At 59.8% G+C, this 19,173-nt stretch carries 18 protein-coding genes and 1 pseudogene; 10 read left to right on the top strand and 9 right to left on the bottom strand.

Annotated features, from left to right (window positions below):
- The first annotated feature begins 37 nt into the window (after positions 1 to 37).
- Positions 38 to 697: a DNA-3-methyladenine glycosylase family protein gene (locus tag DMZ65_RS03550; RefSeq protein ID WP_116597460.1), complete on the top strand. Its 660-nt coding sequence runs from the start codon at positions 38 to 40 to the stop codon at positions 695 to 697.
- The gene (locus tag DMZ65_RS03545) at positions 694 to 1,359 is read left to right on the top strand and encodes an alpha/beta hydrolase (protein WP_116597459.1); all 666 of its coding nucleotides are present in this window, start codon (positions 694 to 696) and stop codon (positions 1,357 to 1,359) included. The genes DMZ65_RS03550 and DMZ65_RS03545 overlap by 4 nt, the downstream gene beginning before the upstream one ends.
- Before the next feature lie 531 nt (positions 1,360 to 1,890).
- On the opposite strand, the gene DMZ65_RS03540 is transcribed toward DMZ65_RS03545, so the two are convergent.
- The 8 genes from DMZ65_RS03540 to DMZ65_RS03505 all read right to left on the bottom strand — a co-directional run bounded on the left by DMZ65_RS03540 (position 1,891) and on the right by DMZ65_RS03505 (position 10,630).
- Positions 1,891 to 2,118: a hypothetical protein gene (locus tag DMZ65_RS03540; protein ID WP_116597458.1), complete on the bottom strand. Its 228-nt coding sequence runs from the start codon at positions 2,116 to 2,118 to the stop codon at positions 1,891 to 1,893.
- Between the two features lie 531 nt (positions 2,119 to 2,649).
- Complete coding sequence (locus DMZ65_RS03535) at positions 2,650 to 3,423, bottom strand: SDR family NAD(P)-dependent oxidoreductase (protein WP_116597457.1); 774 nt, start codon at positions 3,421 to 3,423, stop codon at positions 2,650 to 2,652.
- Between the two features lie 20 nt (positions 3,424 to 3,443).
- Positions 3,444 to 4,514: a phosphotransferase family protein gene (locus DMZ65_RS03530; RefSeq protein WP_116597456.1), complete on the bottom strand. Its 1,071-nt coding sequence runs from the start codon at positions 4,512 to 4,514 to the stop codon at positions 3,444 to 3,446.
- Positions 4,515 to 4,517: 3 nt separating this feature from the next.
- Entirely contained in the window at positions 4,518 to 5,726 is a 1,209-nt protein-coding gene (locus DMZ65_RS03525) for an acyl-CoA dehydrogenase family protein (RefSeq protein ID WP_116597455.1), read from the bottom strand.
- A gap of 72 nt (positions 5,727 to 5,798) precedes the next feature.
- Positions 5,799 to 6,599, bottom strand: a complete 801-nt coding sequence (locus DMZ65_RS03520; RefSeq protein WP_116597614.1) for a CoA-transferase subunit beta — start codon at positions 6,597 to 6,599, stop codon at positions 5,799 to 5,801.
- A gap of 11 nt (positions 6,600 to 6,610) precedes the next feature.
- The gene (locus DMZ65_RS03515) at positions 6,611 to 7,477 is read right to left on the bottom strand and encodes a CoA transferase subunit A (protein WP_232824874.1); all 867 of its coding nucleotides are present in this window, start codon (positions 7,475 to 7,477) and stop codon (positions 6,611 to 6,613) included.
- A 49-nt stretch (positions 7,478 to 7,526) separates the two neighbouring features.
- Positions 7,527 to 9,620 carry a 3-hydroxyacyl-CoA dehydrogenase NAD-binding domain-containing protein gene (locus DMZ65_RS03510; RefSeq protein WP_116597453.1) on the bottom strand — a complete coding sequence of 698 codons (2,094 nt, stop codon included), beginning with the start codon at positions 9,618 to 9,620 and terminating at the stop codon, positions 7,527 to 7,529.
- On the bottom strand, positions 9,617 to 10,630 hold the full coding sequence (locus DMZ65_RS03505) for an NADPH:quinone oxidoreductase family protein (RefSeq protein ID WP_332871558.1): 1,014 nt from the start codon (positions 10,628 to 10,630) through the stop codon (positions 9,617 to 9,619). Before DMZ65_RS03505 ends, DMZ65_RS03510 begins: the two co-directional genes overlap by 4 nt.
- A 303-nt stretch (positions 10,631 to 10,933) precedes the next feature.
- On the opposite strand from DMZ65_RS03505, the gene DMZ65_RS03500 reads away from it, so the two are divergent.
- The 8 genes and pseudogenes from DMZ65_RS03500 (at position 10,934) to DMZ65_RS03470 (ending at position 17,465) form a co-directional block, all read left to right on the top strand.
- The gene (locus DMZ65_RS03500; protein ID WP_116597452.1) at positions 10,934 to 12,127 is read left to right on the top strand and encodes an ABC transporter substrate-binding protein; all 1,194 of its coding nucleotides are present in this window, start codon (positions 10,934 to 10,936) and stop codon (positions 12,125 to 12,127) included.
- Between the two features lie 85 nt (positions 12,128 to 12,212).
- Entirely contained in the window at positions 12,213 to 12,521 is a 309-nt protein-coding gene (locus tag DMZ65_RS03495; RefSeq protein ID WP_232824873.1) for a DUF1330 domain-containing protein, read from the top strand.
- Entirely contained in the window at positions 12,518 to 13,288 is a 771-nt protein-coding gene (locus tag DMZ65_RS03490; protein ID WP_116597450.1) for an ABC transporter ATP-binding protein, read from the top strand. The genes DMZ65_RS03495 and DMZ65_RS03490 overlap by 4 nt, the downstream gene beginning before the upstream one ends.
- Positions 13,281 to 13,991 carry an ABC transporter ATP-binding protein gene (locus tag DMZ65_RS03485; protein ID WP_198662614.1) on the top strand — a complete coding sequence of 237 codons (711 nt, stop codon included), beginning with the start codon at positions 13,281 to 13,283 and terminating at the stop codon, positions 13,989 to 13,991. Before DMZ65_RS03490 ends, DMZ65_RS03485 begins: the two co-directional genes overlap by 8 nt.
- A gap of 3 nt (positions 13,992 to 13,994) precedes the next feature.
- Positions 13,995 to 14,903: pseudogene (locus DMZ65_RS19820) on the top strand (branched-chain amino acid ABC transporter permease); the annotation flags it as partial.
- 132 nt (positions 14,904 to 15,035) lie between these two features.
- Positions 15,036 to 15,929 (top strand): branched-chain amino acid ABC transporter permease, encoded by an 894-nt coding sequence (locus DMZ65_RS19815; RefSeq protein WP_269801532.1) that lies wholly within the window; start codon positions 15,036 to 15,038, stop codon positions 15,927 to 15,929.
- Positions 15,926 to 16,681, top strand: coding sequence for an SDR family NAD(P)-dependent oxidoreductase (locus tag DMZ65_RS03475; protein WP_116597447.1), 756 nt, complete (start codon positions 15,926 to 15,928; stop codon positions 16,679 to 16,681). Before DMZ65_RS19815 ends, DMZ65_RS03475 begins: the two co-directional genes overlap by 4 nt.
- Positions 16,674 to 17,465: an SDR family NAD(P)-dependent oxidoreductase gene (locus DMZ65_RS03470; protein ID WP_116597612.1), complete on the top strand. Its 792-nt coding sequence runs from the start codon at positions 16,674 to 16,676 to the stop codon at positions 17,463 to 17,465. Before DMZ65_RS03475 ends, DMZ65_RS03470 begins: the two co-directional genes overlap by 8 nt.
- Positions 17,466 to 17,617: 152 nt before the next feature.
- Here the strand turns inward: DMZ65_RS03470 and DMZ65_RS03465 are convergent, their stop codons facing one another.
- Complete coding sequence (locus DMZ65_RS03465; RefSeq protein WP_232824872.1) at positions 17,618 to 19,120, bottom strand: class I adenylate-forming enzyme family protein; 1,503 nt, start codon at positions 19,118 to 19,120, stop codon at positions 17,618 to 17,620.
- Positions 19,121 to 19,173 lie beyond the last annotated feature (53 nt).

Genomic DNA, 19,173 nt, shown 5'->3' with positions numbered 1-19,173 from the left:
AGCCTGTGCCACACCTGCGTACCGGAATGGAGAGCTTATGATCGCACCATCAATAGCAGGCCAGCCTGACGTGGGCCGGATCATTCAAAGCGATGCCTGCGTGGCCGAAGGTGCCGCGTGGCTGGCGGCAACCGAACCGCGTTTTGCCCATGCGCTGAAACTTACAGGGCCGTTGCCATTGCGGTTGCGCCCGGATGGGTTTGCTCAGCTTTTGTCGGCGATTGTCAGCCAGCAGGTCAGCGTCGCATCGGCCCGTGCGATCTGGGGCAAACTTGACGCGGCGGGGATGGTGACGCCGGATGCCATTCTGTCCGTGACCGAAGAAGATCTGCGCGGGCTGGGTCTGAGCCGTCAAAAGGCCCGCTATGCGCATGCGCTGGCCGAGGCGGGGCTGGATTTCGAGGCGCTGCGGCGCGCGCCCGATGATGAGGTGGTGAAGCGGTTGACCGCCGTCACCGGAATTGGTGTCTGGACCGCAGAGATCTACGCGATGTTCAGCCTGGGCCGCGCGGATGTATTCGCACCCGGCGATCTGGCCTTGCAGGAAACGGCGCGGGTTCTGTTCGATCTACCCGCCCGTCCGCGTGAGCGTGAGTTGCGAGAGATGGCCCGCGCCTGGTCGCCCTGGCGATCGGTTGCAGCCCGAACGCTCTTTGCCTACTACCATGTGACCAAGGACAAAGAGGGATTGGCATGACACGAGTACTTCAGGCCGGGCGCAAGGAACCACTGTCGGGCGAGGCCCGCTCGGTTGTCGTTTTCCTGCACGGCTACGGCGCCAATGGTGCCGACCTGCTGGGGCTGGCCGATCCGCTCAGCGAACATCTGCCCGACACATTGTTCGTAGCGCCTGACGCGCCAGAGGCCTGTGCAGGCGCGCCGATGGGGTTCCAGTGGTTTCCGATCCCGTGGATCGACGGATCCAGCCAGGAAGAGGCGGAATCGGGTATGCGGGCGGCGGCCGAGGATCTGAACGCCTTTCTCGACGCGCTTCTGGTAGACGAGGATATGCTGCCGGAACAGATGGTGCTGTTTGGGTTTTCGCAAGGCACGATGATGGCGCTGCATGTCGCGCCGCGGCGCGAAGACGCGGTGGCCGGGTTGGTGTGTTTCTCTGGCCGGTTGCTGTCGCCGGAACTGCTGGAGGATGACACCGTCAGTCGGCCGCCGGTGCTGCTGGTCCATGGGGATGCCGATGACGTTGTGCCGCCACAATCCTTGCCCGAAGCCGCCGAAGCGCTGCAAAAGGCCGGGTTCAAAGAGGTTTTTGCCCATATAATGAAGGGCACAGGGCACGGCATCGACCCCGAGGGCCTTGGCGTGGCGCTGGCTTTCTTGCGCGACAAGTGCAGCCTGTAGCGCAGCGATACCGCGAGCCAATCGCCGCATATAGGCTGTGCGATTGGTCGTCACGTCTGCCCGCACTGGAAGTCTGACCCGCACATTGGTCAAATGGTGACAGATATGTCCAAGCGTTTGATGTATCTCAGGTCTAGGCGGGGGATCTCTGATCCCGTCTGGCTGTTAGTTTTTACAGGGTATGATCTACCGTTATCACCGGGTTTGATACCGCAAGTGGCCAGACTTCCTCGGGTGTTCCGGGACGGTTCGGCATTCTGGCTCATGTCCGGATGCCGCTATCTCGCCATTTGCTTGCGTTTCCACCAAGCGTGTATGGCGCTCTTGCCAATGCGCCTTTCGGTGGGGAACGTTTCGGCGACGGCTTGGGAAAGTTCGGGGTAGGTCATTCGGTCGATACGGGCAAGGATGAAGGCGCGAAACTCCGGGTCAGTGTCGATCCTTGGGGGGCCGACCAGTGCGATGTTTGTGACGATGGTCGCTTTCAGGGGGGGGCGATCAAGGCGTTCAACGGGGTGTTGAACGACCTCTTCAACGGCCTTTGCAAAGGCGTTTCAAATTGGGGTTGGCCGTGCCCTTGCCGCCGAATTTCTCGCGGACCAAAGCAAAGCGTTCGCCTTCCTTGACACCGCGCGACCGCAAACCCGTCAACATGACCGCGATTGCCGCCTTGCGTTCCGCCCGACGCCGCCGTGTTGGCGGGGCTTCGGCAAACTGAGCATGGGCCGCGCCGTCATACTCGCCCGGCGCAAGATCCATGCCGTCGAGTTCGCGTCGGATATACGCATGGCGTTCGGGAGCGGGAAGGTCGGAGAGATCGCCATCTTGCGACCTACGCCCGTCCCCTTGGTCGTATGCAGCCTCGATGCCTCACGCTTTGAGCCAGCGTCCAGCTGCGGGCCGGTCCGACGGTATTTCGCCGACCCCGAGGATTTTCTGGGAAGGGCAATTTGAAAAAGCCCAGTCGCCTTCGAACGCAAGGGGGCTTGCATGAGCAACTGGGGCGGCATCAAACCGTGACAGGTCCAGATCGAAGGCTTGGCAGAGGATTATGACAACCGGCCCTAATCGCGGGGGAAGGTGAAAGAGCCTTGGCGACCCCCATAAAATCCTCGCATGGGCCAGAATAATGTTTCCGTGAGATTTGCCGAAACCATTACTTACCAGACCTGTTGCAATTCCGGGGTCTCCGGAACCACACCAAGACCGCTTGCTCAGCGGGTATCCCCATTGAACGATCCCTGCGGCCGGCAGCCTGCTGGACCTGTCCTCACTTCTGCGGTGGTTCGCCTACACATGATATCCGCCATCGACTGCAATAACTTGCCCTGTCACAAAGCGGGCCCGCGACGATGCGAGGTAGATGACTGCCTCGGCCACATCGTTGGGTGCGCCCAGAAACTTGAGCGGCACCTGTGCTGCGGCGGCGTCGAGATAGGCCTGATCAATATGACCTTGTCTCGTAAGCTCTTGATATTGCCCCGCGTCTATAATCCCAAGCGCGACGCCATTGGCCCGTACGCCAAAGCGCCCTTCTTCCTTGGCAACACCTTTCATGATTGCGTTGACCGCCGATTTCGGCACCACCGACAAAGCGTCCGCAGCGGCATATCGAAACTGTGCCGCACTTTGGATCGCGACGATTGACCCTTTGGCGGCCCGCAGATGTGGCAGGGCATAATGTACGACGTTGAAAAAACCGAACGCATCCTGCAACAGGTGCTTTTTCATCTGTGCGGGTTCGATCCTGCTGAGATGGGTCAGCGGCACGACAGGACCGGCGGCATAGACGAGAGTGTGCAGACCGTCCGTCGCGACCTGGTCAATCAGGGCTTTGACGGCACCGGGGTCTTCGACGTTGATTTGATGGATCGAGGCGCTTTGCCCTTCAGCCGCGACAAGATCGGCGGCGTCTTGTGCGCGCGCCTTGTTGCCGTGATAGGTGAGCGCCACATCGCATCCCTCACGGGCCAGAGCGCGGCAGATTTCGGCACCGACGCCCCCGCTGCCACCAATGACAAGGGCGCGTCCGTTTTCGGGGAAGGCAACAGAATGTTCGGTCATGGGACGGTTCCTTTTGAAGGTCAGGCTAACATGGCGATTTCAGCGTAGTGCCATCCAAGTTCGGCGACCGGTCGGGCCAGTTCGCCCGCGTCTCGCGCATGGGGATTGGACGCAGTTCCGTCGATCACACGTTTCATGACGCCTTGACGGATCGCGGCAACGCGGAACAGGCAGAAGGCAAGATAGGTGTTCCAGTCCTTTTCGCTGACATCCTGCTGGCCTGTGGCCTCCAGATAAGTGTCGCGATAGGGGCGAATTTCGGGAATGCCCAATGTGCCCAGATCGGTATCGGCCAAGCCGCGAAATGCGGCACGCGGAAAATGCCATGTGAGCATGTGATAGGCAAAATCTGCCATCGGATCACCGATGGTCGAAAGCTCCCAATCCACAACGGCCAGAATACGCGCCTCGGTCGGGTGGAAGATCATGTTGTCCAGCCGGTAGTCCCCGTGGATCAGGGCGCTGCGGCGTTGCTCGGGCAGGTTGTCAGGCAGCCAGGCGACAAGCCGGTCCATCGCGTCAATCGGAACGGTTTCCGAGGCGCGGTATTGCTTTGTCCAGCGTGACACCTGCCGGGCAACGTATCCATCGGGGCGTCCGAACCCATCCAGCCCGACTTTGGCCGGCTCAACGCAATGAAGTTCCGCAATAACGCGGCCCAATTCAGCATAGATCCGCGAACGTTCCTGCGCTGGCAGATCAGGCAGCCATGGCTCCCAGAACGAGCGGCCTTCGACATAATCCATGATATAGAACATGGTGCCGACGATGCTTTCATCCGTACACAGAAGCTGCGGCTTTGCCACCGGCACGCCGGTATCCTGCAAGGCGGAAATCACACGAAATTCACGGTCCACCGCATGGGCAGAGGGCAATAGCACGCCGTCGGGTTTCTTGCGCAGCACCAGACGCCGCACGCCATCAAATGACAGCACCATTGTCGGATTGGATTGCCCGCCGCGAAACCGCTCGATCGTCAGTGCGCCGTCGCAGCCGGGCAGGGCGCTTTGCAGGTAGCGTTGCAGACGGTCCGGATCGACCGGGCCGCCTTTGGCAAGTGGTTCAGTTCCGGTAAAGCGCGCGGCGTCCATGATCTATGTCGCTTCCGTGTATTTGCGCAGTTCAAGACGGCCGATCTGGTTGCGATGCACTTCGTCCGGCCCATCGGCAAAGCGGATCTTGCGCGCGTGGGCATAGTAATTCGCCAGCACGAAGTCCTGCGAGACGCCGCCGCCGCCATGTGCCTGAATGGCCCAGTCGATGACCTTGCAGGCCATGTTGGGCGCGGCGACCTTGATCATCGCGATTTCGGCGCGGGCAGCCTTGTTGCCCACCGTGTCCATCATGTAGGCCGCGCGCAGCGTCAGCAGACGAGCCTGATCTATGGCGATGCGCGATTCCGCGATGCGTTCCAGTGTGACGCTTTGTTCGGCAATCGGCTTGCCAAAGGCGACGCGGTTCGACACCCGGCGGCACATCATTTCAAGACAGCGTTCGGCCAGCCCGATCAGACGCATGCAATGATGAATGCGCCCCGGCCCCAGCCGCCCCTGCGCGATTTCAAAGCCGCGTCCTTCGCCCAGCAGCATGTTGCTGGCCGGAACCCGTACATCGACAAAATCGATTTCCATATGGCCGTGCGGCGCGTCGTCATAGCCGAACACCGTTAGCGGGCGCATCACGTTGACGCCGGGCGTGTCCACCGGGACAAGGATCATGGATTGCTGCTTGTGCTTGGGCGCGTCCGGGTCGGTCTTGCCCATAAAGATCATCAGCTTGCAATTGCGGTCGCCAACGCCCGAAATCCACCACTTGCGCCCGTTGATGACATAGTCGTCGCCGTCGCGCTGAATCGAGGATTCGATATTGGTGGCATCGCTGGACGCGACATCGGGTTCTGTCATGGCAAAGGCGGATTTGATCGTGCCATCCAGCATCCCCGGCAGCCATTCGGCCTTTTGCGCATCGGTGCCATAGCGTTCGAGGGTTTCGATATTGCCGGTATCGGGTGCGCCGCAGTTGAAGATCTGCGGCGAGAAATGCACCCGCCCCATGACCTCGCAGAGCGGCGCGTAGTCAAGATTGCTCAGTCCCGCGCCATGTTCGGAATCCGGCAAGAAGAGATTCCACAACCCCTCGGCGCGTGCCTTTTGCTGAAGCTCTTGCAGGATGGCGGGATGCCCCCAGCGGTCCTGCGCGATCTGTTCGTGATACAGCGCCTCGTTGGGGTAGACATGCGCGTCCATGAAGGCCGAAAGCTGTGTCACAAGCTCCTTGGCGCGGGGGGAATGTTCAAAATCCATGGCGTTTCCTTGCGGTTTTTCGCGGGGCATCGGGGGCGCGAACGGCCCCCGATGCCCTTGGTGTCGGCGCGTTCAGGCGGCGCGGATGCCCGGAGGGTTGTCCTTGAGCACCTTGGCGCGCACATCCGTCGGATCCAGCCTCTTGATGATGTCGAGCTGTTCCTGTGTGGGCGCGGGCGTCTCATTCATCCCTTCGGCCTTGAGCAACTCAAACCCGGTATTGTCCTGCACCTCGTCGAATGTGACGCCGGGATGCAGAGACAGAACCTGCGCCGCGTGGTCCGGACCGTTGAAGTCAAAGACGCACAGGTTCGTGACCATCAGGCCGATTTCAACAAAATCCTCGGGCGCATTTGCAGGCCAGGTGTCTTTCTTGAACCCCAGCGATGCCACGACGTCGACTTCGCCTTCGACGAAGGTGCGTTTCGTATGGCTTGGCAGGAACATCGAGTTCTTGTGACAGACCGAGTTGCCGGGAAATCCGCGCACGCCCAGCATCTGGACCTTGGGTTTTTCCAGATTGTCGCCCAGCATCGAAATGTTGCCCTGGCCCCAGCGGTCAATCTGGACCGGAGTGACCATTGCGTGACGCCGCCCTGACCAGACGCTTTCGAACACGCGACGATACGGCATCCAGCCGCTGTAACGCGCCTTGTAGTCGCCTCGCGGGCCGACGGGCACGGGGTCTTCGGTCAACCACGCTTCGCCATCGGTCATTTGCAGGCCGGGGTGATAGGTCAGCTTGGCCAGTCCGGCGGCGATGCGCGGGACCGGGCCGATGCCGGTGACCAGAAGTTCGTTATCGTCGCGCCACGCCTCGGAGGCGGCGGCGATAACCAGTTCGGAAAGGGTGAAATCTTTTGCAGGTGCCATGTCGTGTCCGATCATATCGTAGGGATAGGAAGTGCACGGATGTGATCGTCGCCGCCGACAGCGTCGCGATAGCTCTCTTCTCCGTCCGCAATGTACTTGTCGAAGAATGTCTGCCAGCCGTTGTCTTCCTTGGCGGAGGCAGCATATTCCTTGAGATGGGATGCGTCCCACCCGTAGCTGTAATGCGACGTCGTCGGATGTGCGCCAAGCGGTGCATCGACCACGCCGGTTACGAGGTAGGGCTCAAACAGATTTGCCTTCATGTCCTCGGGGTTTTCCGATGCGACACTGTCGACGAGTTCTTCGGTCGTGACATAGACCTTTTTGGCGGCGCGGGCGAAAAATTCGTCAAAGAACGGGTCTGGCCCGAACGTCAGCGTATTGCCGGTGCGATCGGCACGGCTGACATGGATCAGCGCCGCGTCCAGATGGATCGCAGGCATCGCCAGAAGTTCTTCCTGGTCGCCATAAGGTGAGCGGATCGTTTTGAGTTCAGGGTTCATTTTCATCACAGCCGAGCCGGGACCGACGCGCGTGGGGGCGAAGGGGGTGTTGTTGCCCGCTGCCCGCAGGCCCAGATACAGCAACCCTTCGTCCAGTTCCTGAACCTTCAGGGTGCCGTCTTGCCGCATCTTGCGGAAATAGGGTTCGATCGGAATGAAATCGAGCGAAACAAACCCGTATTTCGCACTGGCAAGTTTGCCTGCGGCGGCGAGCATCCCGACTTCGGGGCCGCCAAAGGCCACGATTGTCAGATCCTTCAGATCAGAACGCATGATCTCGCGTATCAGCGCCATCGGCTTGCGCCGGGGGCCCCAACCGCCGACGCCGATTGTCATACCGTCGCGCAGCTCGGCGACGACAGACTTGAGGGACATTTCTTTGTTCATAGTGTTTCTTTCATTCTTAGCGGTGGGTTCGCGCAGATCAGTCGAACAATCCGCGGCCTTCGGCCACACGGGTTTCGATCAGGTTTGCGGGTGTGAAGTATTTGTCGCCGACAAGACCGCAGTAGGTGTCGAGGGCGTCCTTGATTCTTGCCAGTCCGATCTGGTCGGCCCAGAACATCGGCCCCCCAAGGTGGCGAGGCCAGCCGAATCCACTGGTCCAGATGACGTCAATGTCGCCGGGCCGGGCCGCGCCGCCTTCGTCAAGCAGGTGCGCGCCTTCATTGACCATCGCGTACAGGCAGCGTTCCAGAATTTCCTGATCCGTGATGTCGCGCTGTGCCAGGCCGCGTTTGGTTCGGTGTGCCGCCAGAATCTCTTCGACGGCGGGATCGGGCTGGCCCTTTCCATCTTCGTCATAAAGGTAATAGCCGGACCCGGTCTTGCGGCCCAACCGCCCGGCGGCGGCCAATTGATCCACAATGTCGCAATCGCGTTCCCGCTGGGTCATTCCGCCAATGCGCGCCTGACGCGCAGCGGCCATGATGTCCATGCCTGCCAGGTCGGCAAGGGCGAAGGGACCAATGGGAAATCCGAATCCGGTCAGCACGCGGTCGACCTGTTGTGGCGTGGCACCGTCTTCCAGCAGGAACTGCGCTTCGCGAGACCGTTTGGACAGCATCCGGTTGGCAACAAAGCCTTCGGAGCGTCCGACCATGACCGGGGTTTTGCCAAGCTTGCGCCCAATTGTGGTCATTGTTGCCAGAACATCGGGTGCCGTTTTCGAGGCGCGGACGTTTTCAAGCAGTTTCATCACGTTTGCCGGATTGAAAAAGTGCATTCCGGCAAAGTTTTCAGGCCGCGACAGCGATGATGCCAGCGTCTCGATGTCCAGAAACGATGTGTTTGTGGCGATGATGGCGCGATCGTGCAGCGCCTTGTCCAATTTTGACAGAACGGTCTTCTTGACGTCCATGTCCTCGGTCACGGCTTCGATGGCCAGATCAACACCGTCCAACCCGTCATAGTCCAGCGTCAGGGTCAGTGCCGCCATGCGGTCCGCTACCTGCGCTTCGGTCAGGCGACCCCGCTTGATCTGTCCGCCATAGATCTTGCGGATAACGGTGTCGGCTTTGTCGAGTGTTTCCTGAGTGTTGCCAATCAAGACGACGGGGAGGCCAACATCAAGAAAACAGATCGCGATGCCGCGTCCCATCGTTCCGGGCCCGACGACGGCGACCTTGCGCACCTCGCGTGGTTGCGTGTCACGGGGGACGCCGTCGATTTTCAGTGCCGCACGTTCCGCCGCAAAAACATGCCGCAGCGCCTTTGACTGGGGCGACGCGACGAGAGCCTTGCAAGCGGCGAATTCCCTGTCTGCTGCGTCGCGGAACGGCGTGTCGCTGACCATTTCGATCAGATCAACCGCTTGCTGGGGCGCGTTCTGCCCCTTGAATTTACGGCTCAAGGACTTGCGGGCCTGATCCAGGATGGCGCGATCATAATCCGGCACCGGCAGATCGCTGGTTCGGCGCAACGTTGCGCCCTCCGCGACGATCCGTGCAGCGAATGCCTGCGCGTCCTGACGCAGATCGCCCGTTGCGATTTCGTCGATCAACCCGGTCTTCTGGGCATGATCCGCTGAGACCGGGCGTCCTTCCGTGATCATCGGCAGGGCCGCTTCCACACCAATCAGACGAGGCGTGCGCACGATGCCGCCCGAACCGGGCAAAAGACCCAGCGTGACCTCGGGAAGGCCGAAACGGGCACCCGCGTCCGCGATGCGGTAACTGCATGCGAGCGCCACTTCGAGGCCGCCCCCCAGGGCGGTGCCGTGCATCGCCGCCACGATAGGTTTGTCGCAGGCGTCCAGACGATCAATGACGTGTCCCAGCTGCGGGTCTTTCATCGGCTTGCCGAACTCGCGGATATCCGCACCAGCCATGAAGGTCCGGCCAGCGCAAACTATCACCATTGCACGGGCATCACCGTCCTTTTCCAGCCGGTCGACAGCAGCGACCAGCCCTGCACGCACCCCATGGGAAAGCGCGTTGACCGGCGGATTGTCAACAGTCGCGACAAGGATGTCGCCCTTCAGTTCAAGCGCTACGGCATCAATAACAGCGTCGGTCATTCCGAAGTCCTCTTTTTCATTTCCGCGCTTTGCATGGTCAGAACGACCTTGCCTTGGGCGCGGCGTTCCATGACGGCGTCCAGCGCCTCGGCGTAGCGGTCCATCGGATATTCGCTGCCGATATGTGGGTTCAGGTGGCCTGCTTGGAACCAGTCGAACAGTTCGGCCATGTTGGCGGCGTTCATGTCGGGATTGGCGCGTGCGAATGCGCCCCAGAATACGCCGATCAGCGATGACTGTTTCAGCAGCAACAGGTTGAGCGGAATCTTCGGGATGTCACCCGAGGCAAAGCCGATGACCAGATAACGCCCATTGATCGCAAGGGACCGGATCGCCGCCTCGGCCATTCCGCCGCCAACAGGATCATAGACGACATCAACGCCCGTTTTGCCGCAGATCTCCTTGAGGCGCGTGCGCAGGTCATCGTTGGTGTAGTTGATCGTCTCATCCGCACCATGTGACCGGCAAAGATCCAGCTTTTCATCGGTCGAGGCCGCGGCGATGACCTTTGCGCCCATTTGTTTGGCGATTTCGATGGCCGTGAGGCCGACACCACCCGCCGCGCCCAATACCAGAACCGTCTCGCCCGCCTGCAATGCCGCACGATCTTTCAGCGCGTGGTGCGACGTGGCGTAAGTGATAACGAACCCGGCTGCCTGCTCAAAGCGCATGTCGTCGGGGATCGGATGAACGCTGCGGGCTTGGGCAACGGCCTGTTCGGCATATCCGCCGGTTCCTGTGAATGCCAGAACGCGGGTTCCGCGTGTGACCGTTGTCACATTGCTGCCTACGGCACGCACGATGCCGGCGACCTCGCTTCCTGGGGAAAACGGGCGGTCGGGCTTGGTCTGGTAGTTTCCTTCTACCATCAGCCCGTCGAAAAAATTGATCCCGCACGCCGCCACATCAATCAGCACCTCATCTACACCCGGAGTCGGCGCGGGCACGTCGTCGACGACAAGATCGGCGCGTGGCGCGAATTCCCGGCAGATGACGGCTCTCATGGTCATGGCATGTTTTCCTTGGTCGGCGTTTCATTTCAACCTTAGGATCGCCTTTGATTTGCTGGTGCAGCATCGTCCGATAGGACTAATGACGAATTTATGACATACCGTCAGTTTTGCCGCGTCGCGGATTCACGTCGATTTGTAGGAACTTCTTTTTCGGGTGCGCTCAGCAACAGAACCTTTAGTCCTTTCAGACGATGCAATCTGTCTGTCCGATCGCACATCGTGGGCAAAGCTATTGGTGGCCATCCCAGGGGGCGAGTACGGGGTGGTTCGAACAGCGACAGATAACAAAGGGAGAGACTCATGAAACGGACTATTTCGATGTCGCTGGTGCTTGGCGCCTTGGCGAGCACAGGGCTGGCGCAGGACGGACAGGTCAAGATCGGCGTTTTGAACGACCAAAGCTCATCATTCTCGGCGCTTGGTGGTACTGAGGTTGTCACAGCCGTCGAATTGGCGATTGCCGACTATGGCGGAGAGGCATTGGGCAAGCCCATTGAATTGGTCGCGGCAGACCACCAGAACAAACCGGAAGTCGGGCTGAGCATTGCACGTCAGTGGTTGGGACAAGAAGACGTGGACGTTATCGCGGACGCGGCGAACTCTGCCATCGCGCTTGGCGTTAACACGCTGATCGGGGATTTGAACAAGGTTGGTCTTTTCGTGTCGCCGCTGACTGACAAACCGACCGAAGCCGATTGTAACGGCAACGTGGTTGCCTGGGCCTATGACGCGCATTCGGTCTTTACCAGCCCCGTGAGTTTCCTGCTGGACGATGGCGTTGAAACCTTCTTTATTCTGTCGCCGGATTACGAGGCAGGCAAGGTTCAGGAAGCAACCGAAGAAGCAGCGATTCTTGCAGGGGGCGGTACACTTGTCGGCAAGATCCGCGCACCTTTGGGAACCACCGATTTTTCGTCCTATCTGCTTCAGGCCCAGGCATCTGGCGCAGAGGCGCTGATCATGAACATGAACGGTCCTGATCTGGTGAACGCGGTCAAGCAGGTGCAGGAATTCGGCATTATGTCCGGTGGGATGACGGTCGCTTTGCCCATTCTCCACCAATCCGACACTCGCGCGATCGGGGTCGAGGCGATGCAGGGCGTGCGGTTTTCCGCGCCTTGGTTCTGGACCATCAACGAAGAATCCGAAAAGTTCGGTCTTCGCATGAAAGAGATTACCGGCGATGCGCCGGGCTGGGTGGCCGCCGGAACATATTCTGCGGTGACAAACTACCTGACAGCAGTTGATGCAGCCGGCACTGACGAAGCAGAGGCCGTTCTGGCCCAGATGCGCGAAATGGAGATCGATGATTTCTTCGTGAAAAACGCGACATTGTTTCCGAACGGACGTTTGATTCACGACATGTATTCGATCGAAGTCAAGAGCCCCGACGAGGTCGAACAGGGTGACGATTTCTTCCGGCTTGTCTCATCGATCCCGGCGGATGTGGCGTTCAAGCCCTACTCGGAATCCGTCTGCCAGATCGGCAAATAAAACGGTACGCACCGATGCGCGGGTGGCGGTTTGAATCGCCACCCGTCTTTTTACCAGAGCATGGAAAGACCAGATGCCGGGATACATGATCTTCGAGATAGAAATCACCGATCGGACCGCGTGGGATGCCTACCGCAAGGTTGCGGGGCCGGTCATGGCGCAAGGCGGCGGACGGTTCGTGATCAACAGCACCGACCCCGAGCCGCTGGAAGGTAATTGGACACCGCCGACGATTTCAGTGGTGGAGTTCCCGAGCATCGAGGCGGCGCGCGATTTCTATAACTCGCCGGCCTATCAGGCAACAATCCCGATGCGCGAACGTGCGTCACGCGGACGGGGCATTCTTGTGGACGGTTTCAGCGCACCAGGCGCGGCAAAGGAAAATACGACATGAAAACGGCAGTGGACAAGCCGGACCACATCATTGAGGCGACGGGGCTGAGCAAACTGTTTCATGGTTTCGCCGCCGTCGATCGCGTTGATCTGTCAGTACGGCGCAATTCCATCCATGCGTTGATTGGCCCGAATGGCGCGGGCAAAACGACCATGTTCAACCTGATCACCAAATTCCTGCAACCGACCCACGGCACTATCCGCTACAATGGCGAGGATATCACGCGCTTGCGCCCCGAACAGGTGGCTCGGCGTGGGGTTGTGCGTTCGTTCCAGATTTCAGCGGTTTATCCGCGCATGACTGTCCGCGAAAACGTGCGCATCGCGCTGCAACGTCCGACAGGGTCATCCTACCGGTTCTGGCAAAGCGAAAAGGCGCTGCGTGTTTTGCATGACCGCGCCGACGCCTTGCTGACGGATGTTGGTCTGAGCTCTTATGCCGATCAGCCTGCGACGATGCTGTCCTATGGGCGCAAACGGGTTCTGGAGTTCGCCACGACTCTGGCGCTCGATCCCGAAATGCTGCTGTTGGACGAACCGACCTCGGGGCTTGGGCACGAAGACGTTGAACTGATTGCCCAACTGATCCGCAAGGTCGCGACGGACCGGACCGTGTTGATGGTGGAACACAACCTGTCCGTTGTATCGATGTTGTCCGACGCGATCACCGTTCTGGCGGCCGGCCGAGTGTTGGCCGAGGGCGACTATGACACCGTATCGCGCGACCCCCGCGTGATTGATGCATATATCGGAGGGGTCGATGACTGACACGACACCACTACTGGAGGTTAAGAACCTCGAAGGCTGGTACGGCGAAAGCAAGGCTCTGCACGGCATCAATTTTGATGTTCACAAGGGAGAGTTGGTCACGCTGCTTGGGCGCAACGGTGCGGGAAAGACATCCAGTCTGCGTGCCATCATGGGAATGTTGCCCCGCAAGGCAGGCACCATCCGGTTCGACGGGCACGACATCTCGAATACGCCGCCCGAAAGGGCTGCGCGGGCAGGGCTTGCCTATTGCCCCGAAGAGCGCGGGATATTTTCCAGCCTGACCGTTGCAGAGAATTTTGACCTGCCTCCGGTTGTGGCTCCGGAGGGCATGTCCCGCAAGGAAATCCTCGAACTGTTTCCAAATCTTGAACGACGTTGGACCAGTCAGGGCACCAAGCTGTCGGGTGGTGAACAACAGATGCTGGCAATCGGGCGCATCCTGCGTACCGGGGCGCGCACATTGTTGCTGGACGAACCGACCGAGGGGCTGGCCCCCGTTATCATCAAACAGATCGGGAGCGTGATCTCTGCGTTGAAGAAACGAGGGTATACGATCCTGCTTGTCGAACAGAATTTCCGGTTCGCCGCAAAGCTGGCCGACAGGTTCTGCATCGTCGAACACGGACGCGTTGTCGATGTGATCGACCGGGCCAATCTCGACGCCGAAAAATCCAAAATCCAAGCGCATCTGGGAGTCTGATCCATGCCCGAAATATTCGGAATACCGCTGACGCTTCTGTTCGGCCAATTGCTGGTTGGCCTGATCAACGGATCTTTCTATGCGATGATGAGCCTTGGCGTCGCGATCATCTTTGGCATGTTGCGCATCGGTAACTTTGTGCATGGCGCACAGTACATGCTGGGGGCGTTCGGTGCTTGGTATCTTATGAACCTGCCCGAACTGCTCCCCGGTTGGGGGCTGCCCTCCATCGGCTATTGGGGGGCGCTGATCATCGTGCCAATCGGTGTCGGACTTGTCGGTGCCCTGATGGAGCGCCTGTTCATCCGCCGGGTCTATAACCTTGATCACGCCTACGGGCTATTGCTGACCGTTGGTCTGGCGATGTTCATCGAGGGCATGTTCAACGTGACATATGGTGCCGCCGGACAAAGGTATGACGTGCCGGATGCGCTTCAGGGGGGTGTCAATCTTGGCTTCATGTTCCTTCCGATCTATCGCGCGTGGGTGATTGTTCTGGCGCTTACCGTGTGCTTTGGCACCTGGTATCTGATCGAGCGGACAAAGCTTGGATCCTATCTGCGCGCCGCAACTGAAAACCCGGATCTCGTCCGCGCCTTTGGCGTGAACGTGCCGCGGATGTTGATGCTCACCTATGCCTTTGGCGTCGGTCTTGCCGGCATGGCGGGGGTGATGGCCGCGCCGATCTATCAGGTTGGTCCGCAAATGGGGCAGTCGATCATTATCACCATCTTTGCGGTTGTCGTCATCGGTGGGATGGGGTCCATTTCGGGTGCCATTATTAGCGGGTTGATGATGGGGCTGGCCGAGGGGCTGACCAAAGTGTTCTATCCGCAGGCGTCGACCACGGTGGTTTTTGTCATCATGGTCATTGTTCTTGTGCTGCGTCCAGCCGGCCTGTTCGGGCGGGAAACAACCGCGCATTCAACGGCGGATGTATCGTCCGGCCGCGCTGGCAGCATTTTGGAGAACGGCAAACTCTGGTTCGGTATCCTGTTGGCAATCGGGCTGGTTCTGCCGTTCACGCTGTTCCCGATTTTCGCGATGAAGATCCTGATTTTTGCACTGTTCGCAATGGCGTATAATCTGATCTTTGGCTATGTCGGTCTGCTGGCGTTCGGCCATGCCGCGTTTTATGGAACCTCGTCCTATGTCGCGGCTCATTCCGCGTCCGTGCTGGGATGGCCCCCCGAACTTTGTGTGCTGGCCGGTGTCAGTGCCGCCACCGCAATCGGCGCATTGTTCGGCTGGCTGGCGATCCGCAGGCAGGGGCTTTATTTTGCGATGATCACGCTGGCACTGGCGCAGATCATCTATTTCTATGCGCTTCAGGCCAGTTGGACCCACGGTGAGGACGGCATTCAATCCGTGCCGCGCGGCATGCTGTTTGGTTTCATCGATTTGTCGGACTCGATGACGATGTATTTCGTGACATTGACCGTGTTCATGGGCGCCTTTGCCCTGATCTACCGGATTATCCATTCGCCGTTCGGGCAGGTGCTCAAGTCCATCCGTGAAAACGAAGACCGGTCGATCTCGCTTGGTTATTCGACCAACCGGTTCAAGCTGATTGCCTTTACCCTGTCGGCCATGCTGGCCGGTCTGGCGGGTAGCATGAAGGCGCTCGTGTTCCAGATCGCATCGCTGATGGACGTATTCTTCATGACCTCGGCGGATGCGTTGCTCATGACGTTGATCGGAGGTGTGGGCACCTTGCTTGGCCCGATCGTCGGAGCCGCCGTGATTGTGACGCTTCAGACCAAGCTGGCGACATTCGGAGCTTGGGTGGTGGTGATACAGGGGGCGATTTTCGTGCTCAGCGTGCTGTTTCTACGCAAGGGCATTGTCGGCACTGTCGAGGAATATCTGGCCAACCGCAAAGCCCGCCGCGAAAATAACGCGGTACTGCCGGACAAGGCCATGGAACCGGGCGAATGACCAGGCCTGCGGCGATCGTTATAGGCATCGGGCCGGGGCTGGGTCAGGCGCTGGTCCGTGCCTTTGCCAATGGCGGGTTCTCAGTGGCCTTTGTCGGACGGCGGCGCGATGCGGTGGCAGCGCATGAGCGAGACATGCGGGCCGAGGGGCTGGATGTGGCAGGGTTTGTCGGTGATGCAAGCCAGCCTGATACGATGGATCGCGTCTACGACGCCATTGCAGACCGCTTTGGCCCAGCCGAAGTCATGATCTATAATGCCGCCATCATCGAACCTGCGCGCTTCGTCACGCCGTCAGGACTTGCCCATGTGCAATACGGCGATGCCGCCGGATGGGACGCGCGCAATGCACCTGCGGATCACGCCTATCTTATGGAGACGTTCCGCACCAATGTCGCCGGGGCGCATCACGCCGCTTCGCGGGTTGCCCCGGACATGATTGCGCGGGGCAAGGGGTCGATCCTTCTGACCGGCGGGGTTCTGGCGTTTGAGCCGTGGATCGAATGGGGCGTCACCTCATTGGGCAAGGCTGCGCTGCGCAGCTTGGGGCAGTCGCTGTTCAAGGAGCTGCATCCACACGGAGTGCGGGCCACCACGATTGCGATTCACGGTACGATGCAGGCCGGAACGTTCTACGATCACGACGATATAGCCCGCGCTTATCTTGATCTGCATATGCGTCCGCAGACGGAGTGGGCCCCGGATTACCATTTCAAGAAGGGCGACAAGGATGACGGGGATCCCGATGCCTGAGACATTGTCGTTGCAGGGCGGTCGCGCGCTTGTCACCGGCGGTGCAAGCGGTATCGGGGCTGCGACGGCGCAAAAGCTGTCCGCGCTTGGGGCGCAGGTGATGCTTGCCGACATTGACGGGGACGCCGCGGCAGAGGCGGTCGCAACCGGCGCGGCCATTGGCTTCGTGACCGGCAACGTCGCGGACACCGGCGATGCCGAGCGTATGGTGCAGGACGCCCGCGACGCGATGGGTGGCCTCGATATGGTGTTCAATGCAGCCGGTATAGGCGACGACCTGATGCCGGTGCATTTGCAGGACCCCGACAGGTGGCAACATGTCGTGGATGTGAACCTGAAAGGCACCTATCTGATCTGCCGCGCGGCTGGTGCCATCATGTTGGAAAACCGGACCGGCTCTATCGTGAACGTGTCTTCCATCGTCGGTCTGGGGGCCTTTCCGGGGCGTTCGGCCTATGGCGTGGCCAAGGCTGGCGTGATCCATCTGACCAAAACGCTGGCCTGCGAATGGGGGCCGTCAGGCCTGCGGGTCAACTGCATCGCGCCGGGGTATACAAGGACACCGCTGGTGCGCGATTTGCTGGATCGGGGCGTGTTCGATCCTGGGCTGATCGAACGACGCACACCTTTGGGCCGCTTTGCCGAGTCCGAAGAGATGGCAAATGCCGCTGCGTTCCTGTTATCGGACTGGGCAAGCTATGTCACCGGCACAGTCCTGCCGGTCGATGGAGGGTGGGCGGCCTACGGTGCGGCCGGCGATGTCGACAAGAGCGTGCCGCGATAGCGCAATCCGAAAGAGGAGATCCGCGCAGCAAGACGGTGCAAACAGGGGGTCACCCGCCGCAACCGATCTCCGCCCGCCCCGGACTTGATCCGGGGCCTCGCGAATGCGGCTGAGGCCCCGGATCAAGTCCGGGGCGGGTTTGTTCCCTGGGTTTACAGCTTGCCCTTGCGGTATTTATCCAGCGTGCCATCCTTCAGCGCGGCAACCAGATCGCGTTTGCGGATCTTGGCGGCCTCAACCGGCATGTCGGTGATAAACTCGAACCAGCGTGGCACCTTGTAGGCGGCCAATTGGTCACGGCACCATGTATTCAGATCGTCGGCGGTCGCGCTTTTTGACTTGGCAAGCACGATCACAGCGACAGGCACCTCGCCTTTCTCTTCGTCTGGCGCACCAACCACCGCACACATCGCGACGGCGGGGTGGCGGTAGAGCAGTGTTTCAATTTCCAGAGGATAGATGTTGTGGCCGCCCGCGATGATGACATCTTTCTTGCGGTCAACGATGAACAGATAGCCATCCTCGTCCATATATCCCAGATCACCGGATCGCCAACCTGCGGGAGTGAAGGCCTCGGCTGTCGCGGCTGGGTCGTTCCAGTATCCTTTTGCAATGCAGTCGCCGCCGATGATGATTTCGCCAATCTTCCCGCAGGGCAGGGGCATATCATCATCGTCGAGAATCGAAATGCGCGAACTGCCAACGGGCAGCCCGGCAGAGCCTTTCTTGCGCAGGCCTAAGGTGGGTTCCATGACGTTTTGACCACATGTCTCGGTTGAGCCGTAAACCTGTGTAACGCTTGCTCCGCTGATGGTCTCGAACCGCTCCACAACAGGTTGGGGAACGGGTGCGCCGCCTGTGGTGCAGATACGAAGCGAAGTCAGATCGTGTTTACTGTCCTCTGCCTCGTTCACAATATAGACATACATTGTCGGCGTGCCGCCAAAGTAGGTCGCTTTATGGTGGGCAATATCCCCCAAGACCCGCTGTGTGTCCCAGCGCTCGTGCAGCACAATCGTCCCAGCCCCGTAAAAGCACAGGTTGAGTGTGACATTCAGCCCGAAATTGGTGAATAGCGGCACCGCGCAGACATAGACCTCTTGCCCGAACCGGTTGCGATGCGACACCATCATATCGCGTAGCGTGGACAGGATGCTGAAATGCGTCTGGGCGATCCCTTTGGGTTGCCCTGTAGTGCCGGAACTGAAGAACAGACAGGCGATATCTTCCGGTTCGCAAACCACGTCCTCAAAGGTTTCCGGCGCAGCATCCATCAACGCGGTCAACCCGTCCGGGTCGTCGGTTCCTGCCGTCAGGCAGGTGGTGAGCGCGGGAAATTCATCGCGGATTTCGGCAAAATAGGGCCATGTGGTCGTATCGGCGATCAGCGCCGTCATCCCCGCACTTTCAACAACCCGGCGCATTTCGGCATGGCGGAACATCGCGCTGATCGGGGCCGGAACCGCACCCAGCCGCTGACAAGCCCAAAAGGCGATTGCCATCATCGGCGTGCTTGGCAGATAAAGCCCAACCCTGTCACCGCGCCCGACCCCGCGTGCCGCCAGAACATGCGCAAGCTGCGCCGTACGAACCGCAACGTCGCGATAGATCAGGCGTTCGGTATCTGTAATGATGGCCACGCGCTCTGAACGCATTCGGGCGTTGCGGCCAATGATTTGCGATAGATATTCCATATGGTCCCCGGTAG

Source organism: Primorskyibacter marinus (assembly GCF_003313245.1).
GTDB classification, from domain to species: domain Bacteria; phylum Pseudomonadota; class Alphaproteobacteria; order Rhodobacterales; family Rhodobacteraceae; genus Primorskyibacter; species Primorskyibacter marinus.
This window is presented reverse-complemented; position numbering and strand designations above follow the sequence as displayed.

Coding starts and splice junctions, on each gene's coding strand:
- DMZ65_RS03550 (WP_116597460.1), top strand. CDS start 38: ATGATCGCACCATCAATAGCAGGCCAGCCTGACGTGGGCCGGATCATT.
- DMZ65_RS03545 (WP_116597459.1), top strand. CDS start 694: ATGACACGAGTACTTCAGGCCGGGCGCAAGGAACCACTGTCGGGCGAG.
- DMZ65_RS03540 (WP_116597458.1), bottom strand. CDS start 2,118: ATGGATCTTGCGCCGGGCGAGTATGACGGCGCGGCCCATGCTCAGTTT.
- DMZ65_RS03535 (WP_116597457.1), bottom strand. CDS start 3,423: ATGACCGAACATTCTGTTGCCTTCCCCGAAAACGGACGCGCCCTTGTC.
- DMZ65_RS03530 (WP_116597456.1), bottom strand. CDS start 4,514: ATGGACGCCGCGCGCTTTACCGGAACTGAACCACTTGCCAAAGGCGGC.
- DMZ65_RS03525 (WP_116597455.1), bottom strand. CDS start 5,726: ATGGATTTTGAACATTCCCCCCGCGCCAAGGAGCTTGTGACACAGCTT.
- DMZ65_RS03520 (WP_116597614.1), bottom strand. CDS start 6,599: ATGGCACCTGCAAAAGATTTCACCCTTTCCGAACTGGTTATCGCCGCC.
- DMZ65_RS03515 (WP_232824874.1), bottom strand. CDS start 7,477: ATGTCCCTCAAGTCTGTCGTCGCCGAGCTGCGCGACGGTATGACAATC.
- DMZ65_RS03510 (WP_116597453.1), bottom strand. CDS start 9,620: ATGACCGACGCTGTTATTGATGCCGTAGCGCTTGAACTGAAGGGCGAC.
- DMZ65_RS03505 (WP_332871558.1), bottom strand. CDS start 10,630: ATGACCATGAGAGCCGTCATCTGCCGGGAATTCGCGCCACGCGCCGAT.
- DMZ65_RS03500 (WP_116597452.1), top strand. CDS start 10,934: ATGAAACGGACTATTTCGATGTCGCTGGTGCTTGGCGCCTTGGCGAGC.
- DMZ65_RS03495 (WP_232824873.1), top strand. CDS start 12,213: ATGATCTTCGAGATAGAAATCACCGATCGGACCGCGTGGGATGCCTAC.
- DMZ65_RS03490 (WP_116597450.1), top strand. CDS start 12,518: ATGAAAACGGCAGTGGACAAGCCGGACCACATCATTGAGGCGACGGGG.
- DMZ65_RS03485 (WP_198662614.1), top strand. CDS start 13,281: ATGACTGACACGACACCACTACTGGAGGTTAAGAACCTCGAAGGCTGG.
- DMZ65_RS19815 (WP_269801532.1), top strand. CDS start 15,036: ATGAAGATCCTGATTTTTGCACTGTTCGCAATGGCGTATAATCTGATC.
- DMZ65_RS03475 (WP_116597447.1), top strand. CDS start 15,926: ATGACCAGGCCTGCGGCGATCGTTATAGGCATCGGGCCGGGGCTGGGT.
- DMZ65_RS03470 (WP_116597612.1), top strand. CDS start 16,674: ATGCCTGAGACATTGTCGTTGCAGGGCGGTCGCGCGCTTGTCACCGGC.
- DMZ65_RS03465 (WP_232824872.1), bottom strand. CDS start 19,120: ATGCGTTCAGAGCGCGTGGCCATCATTACAGATACCGAACGCCTGATC.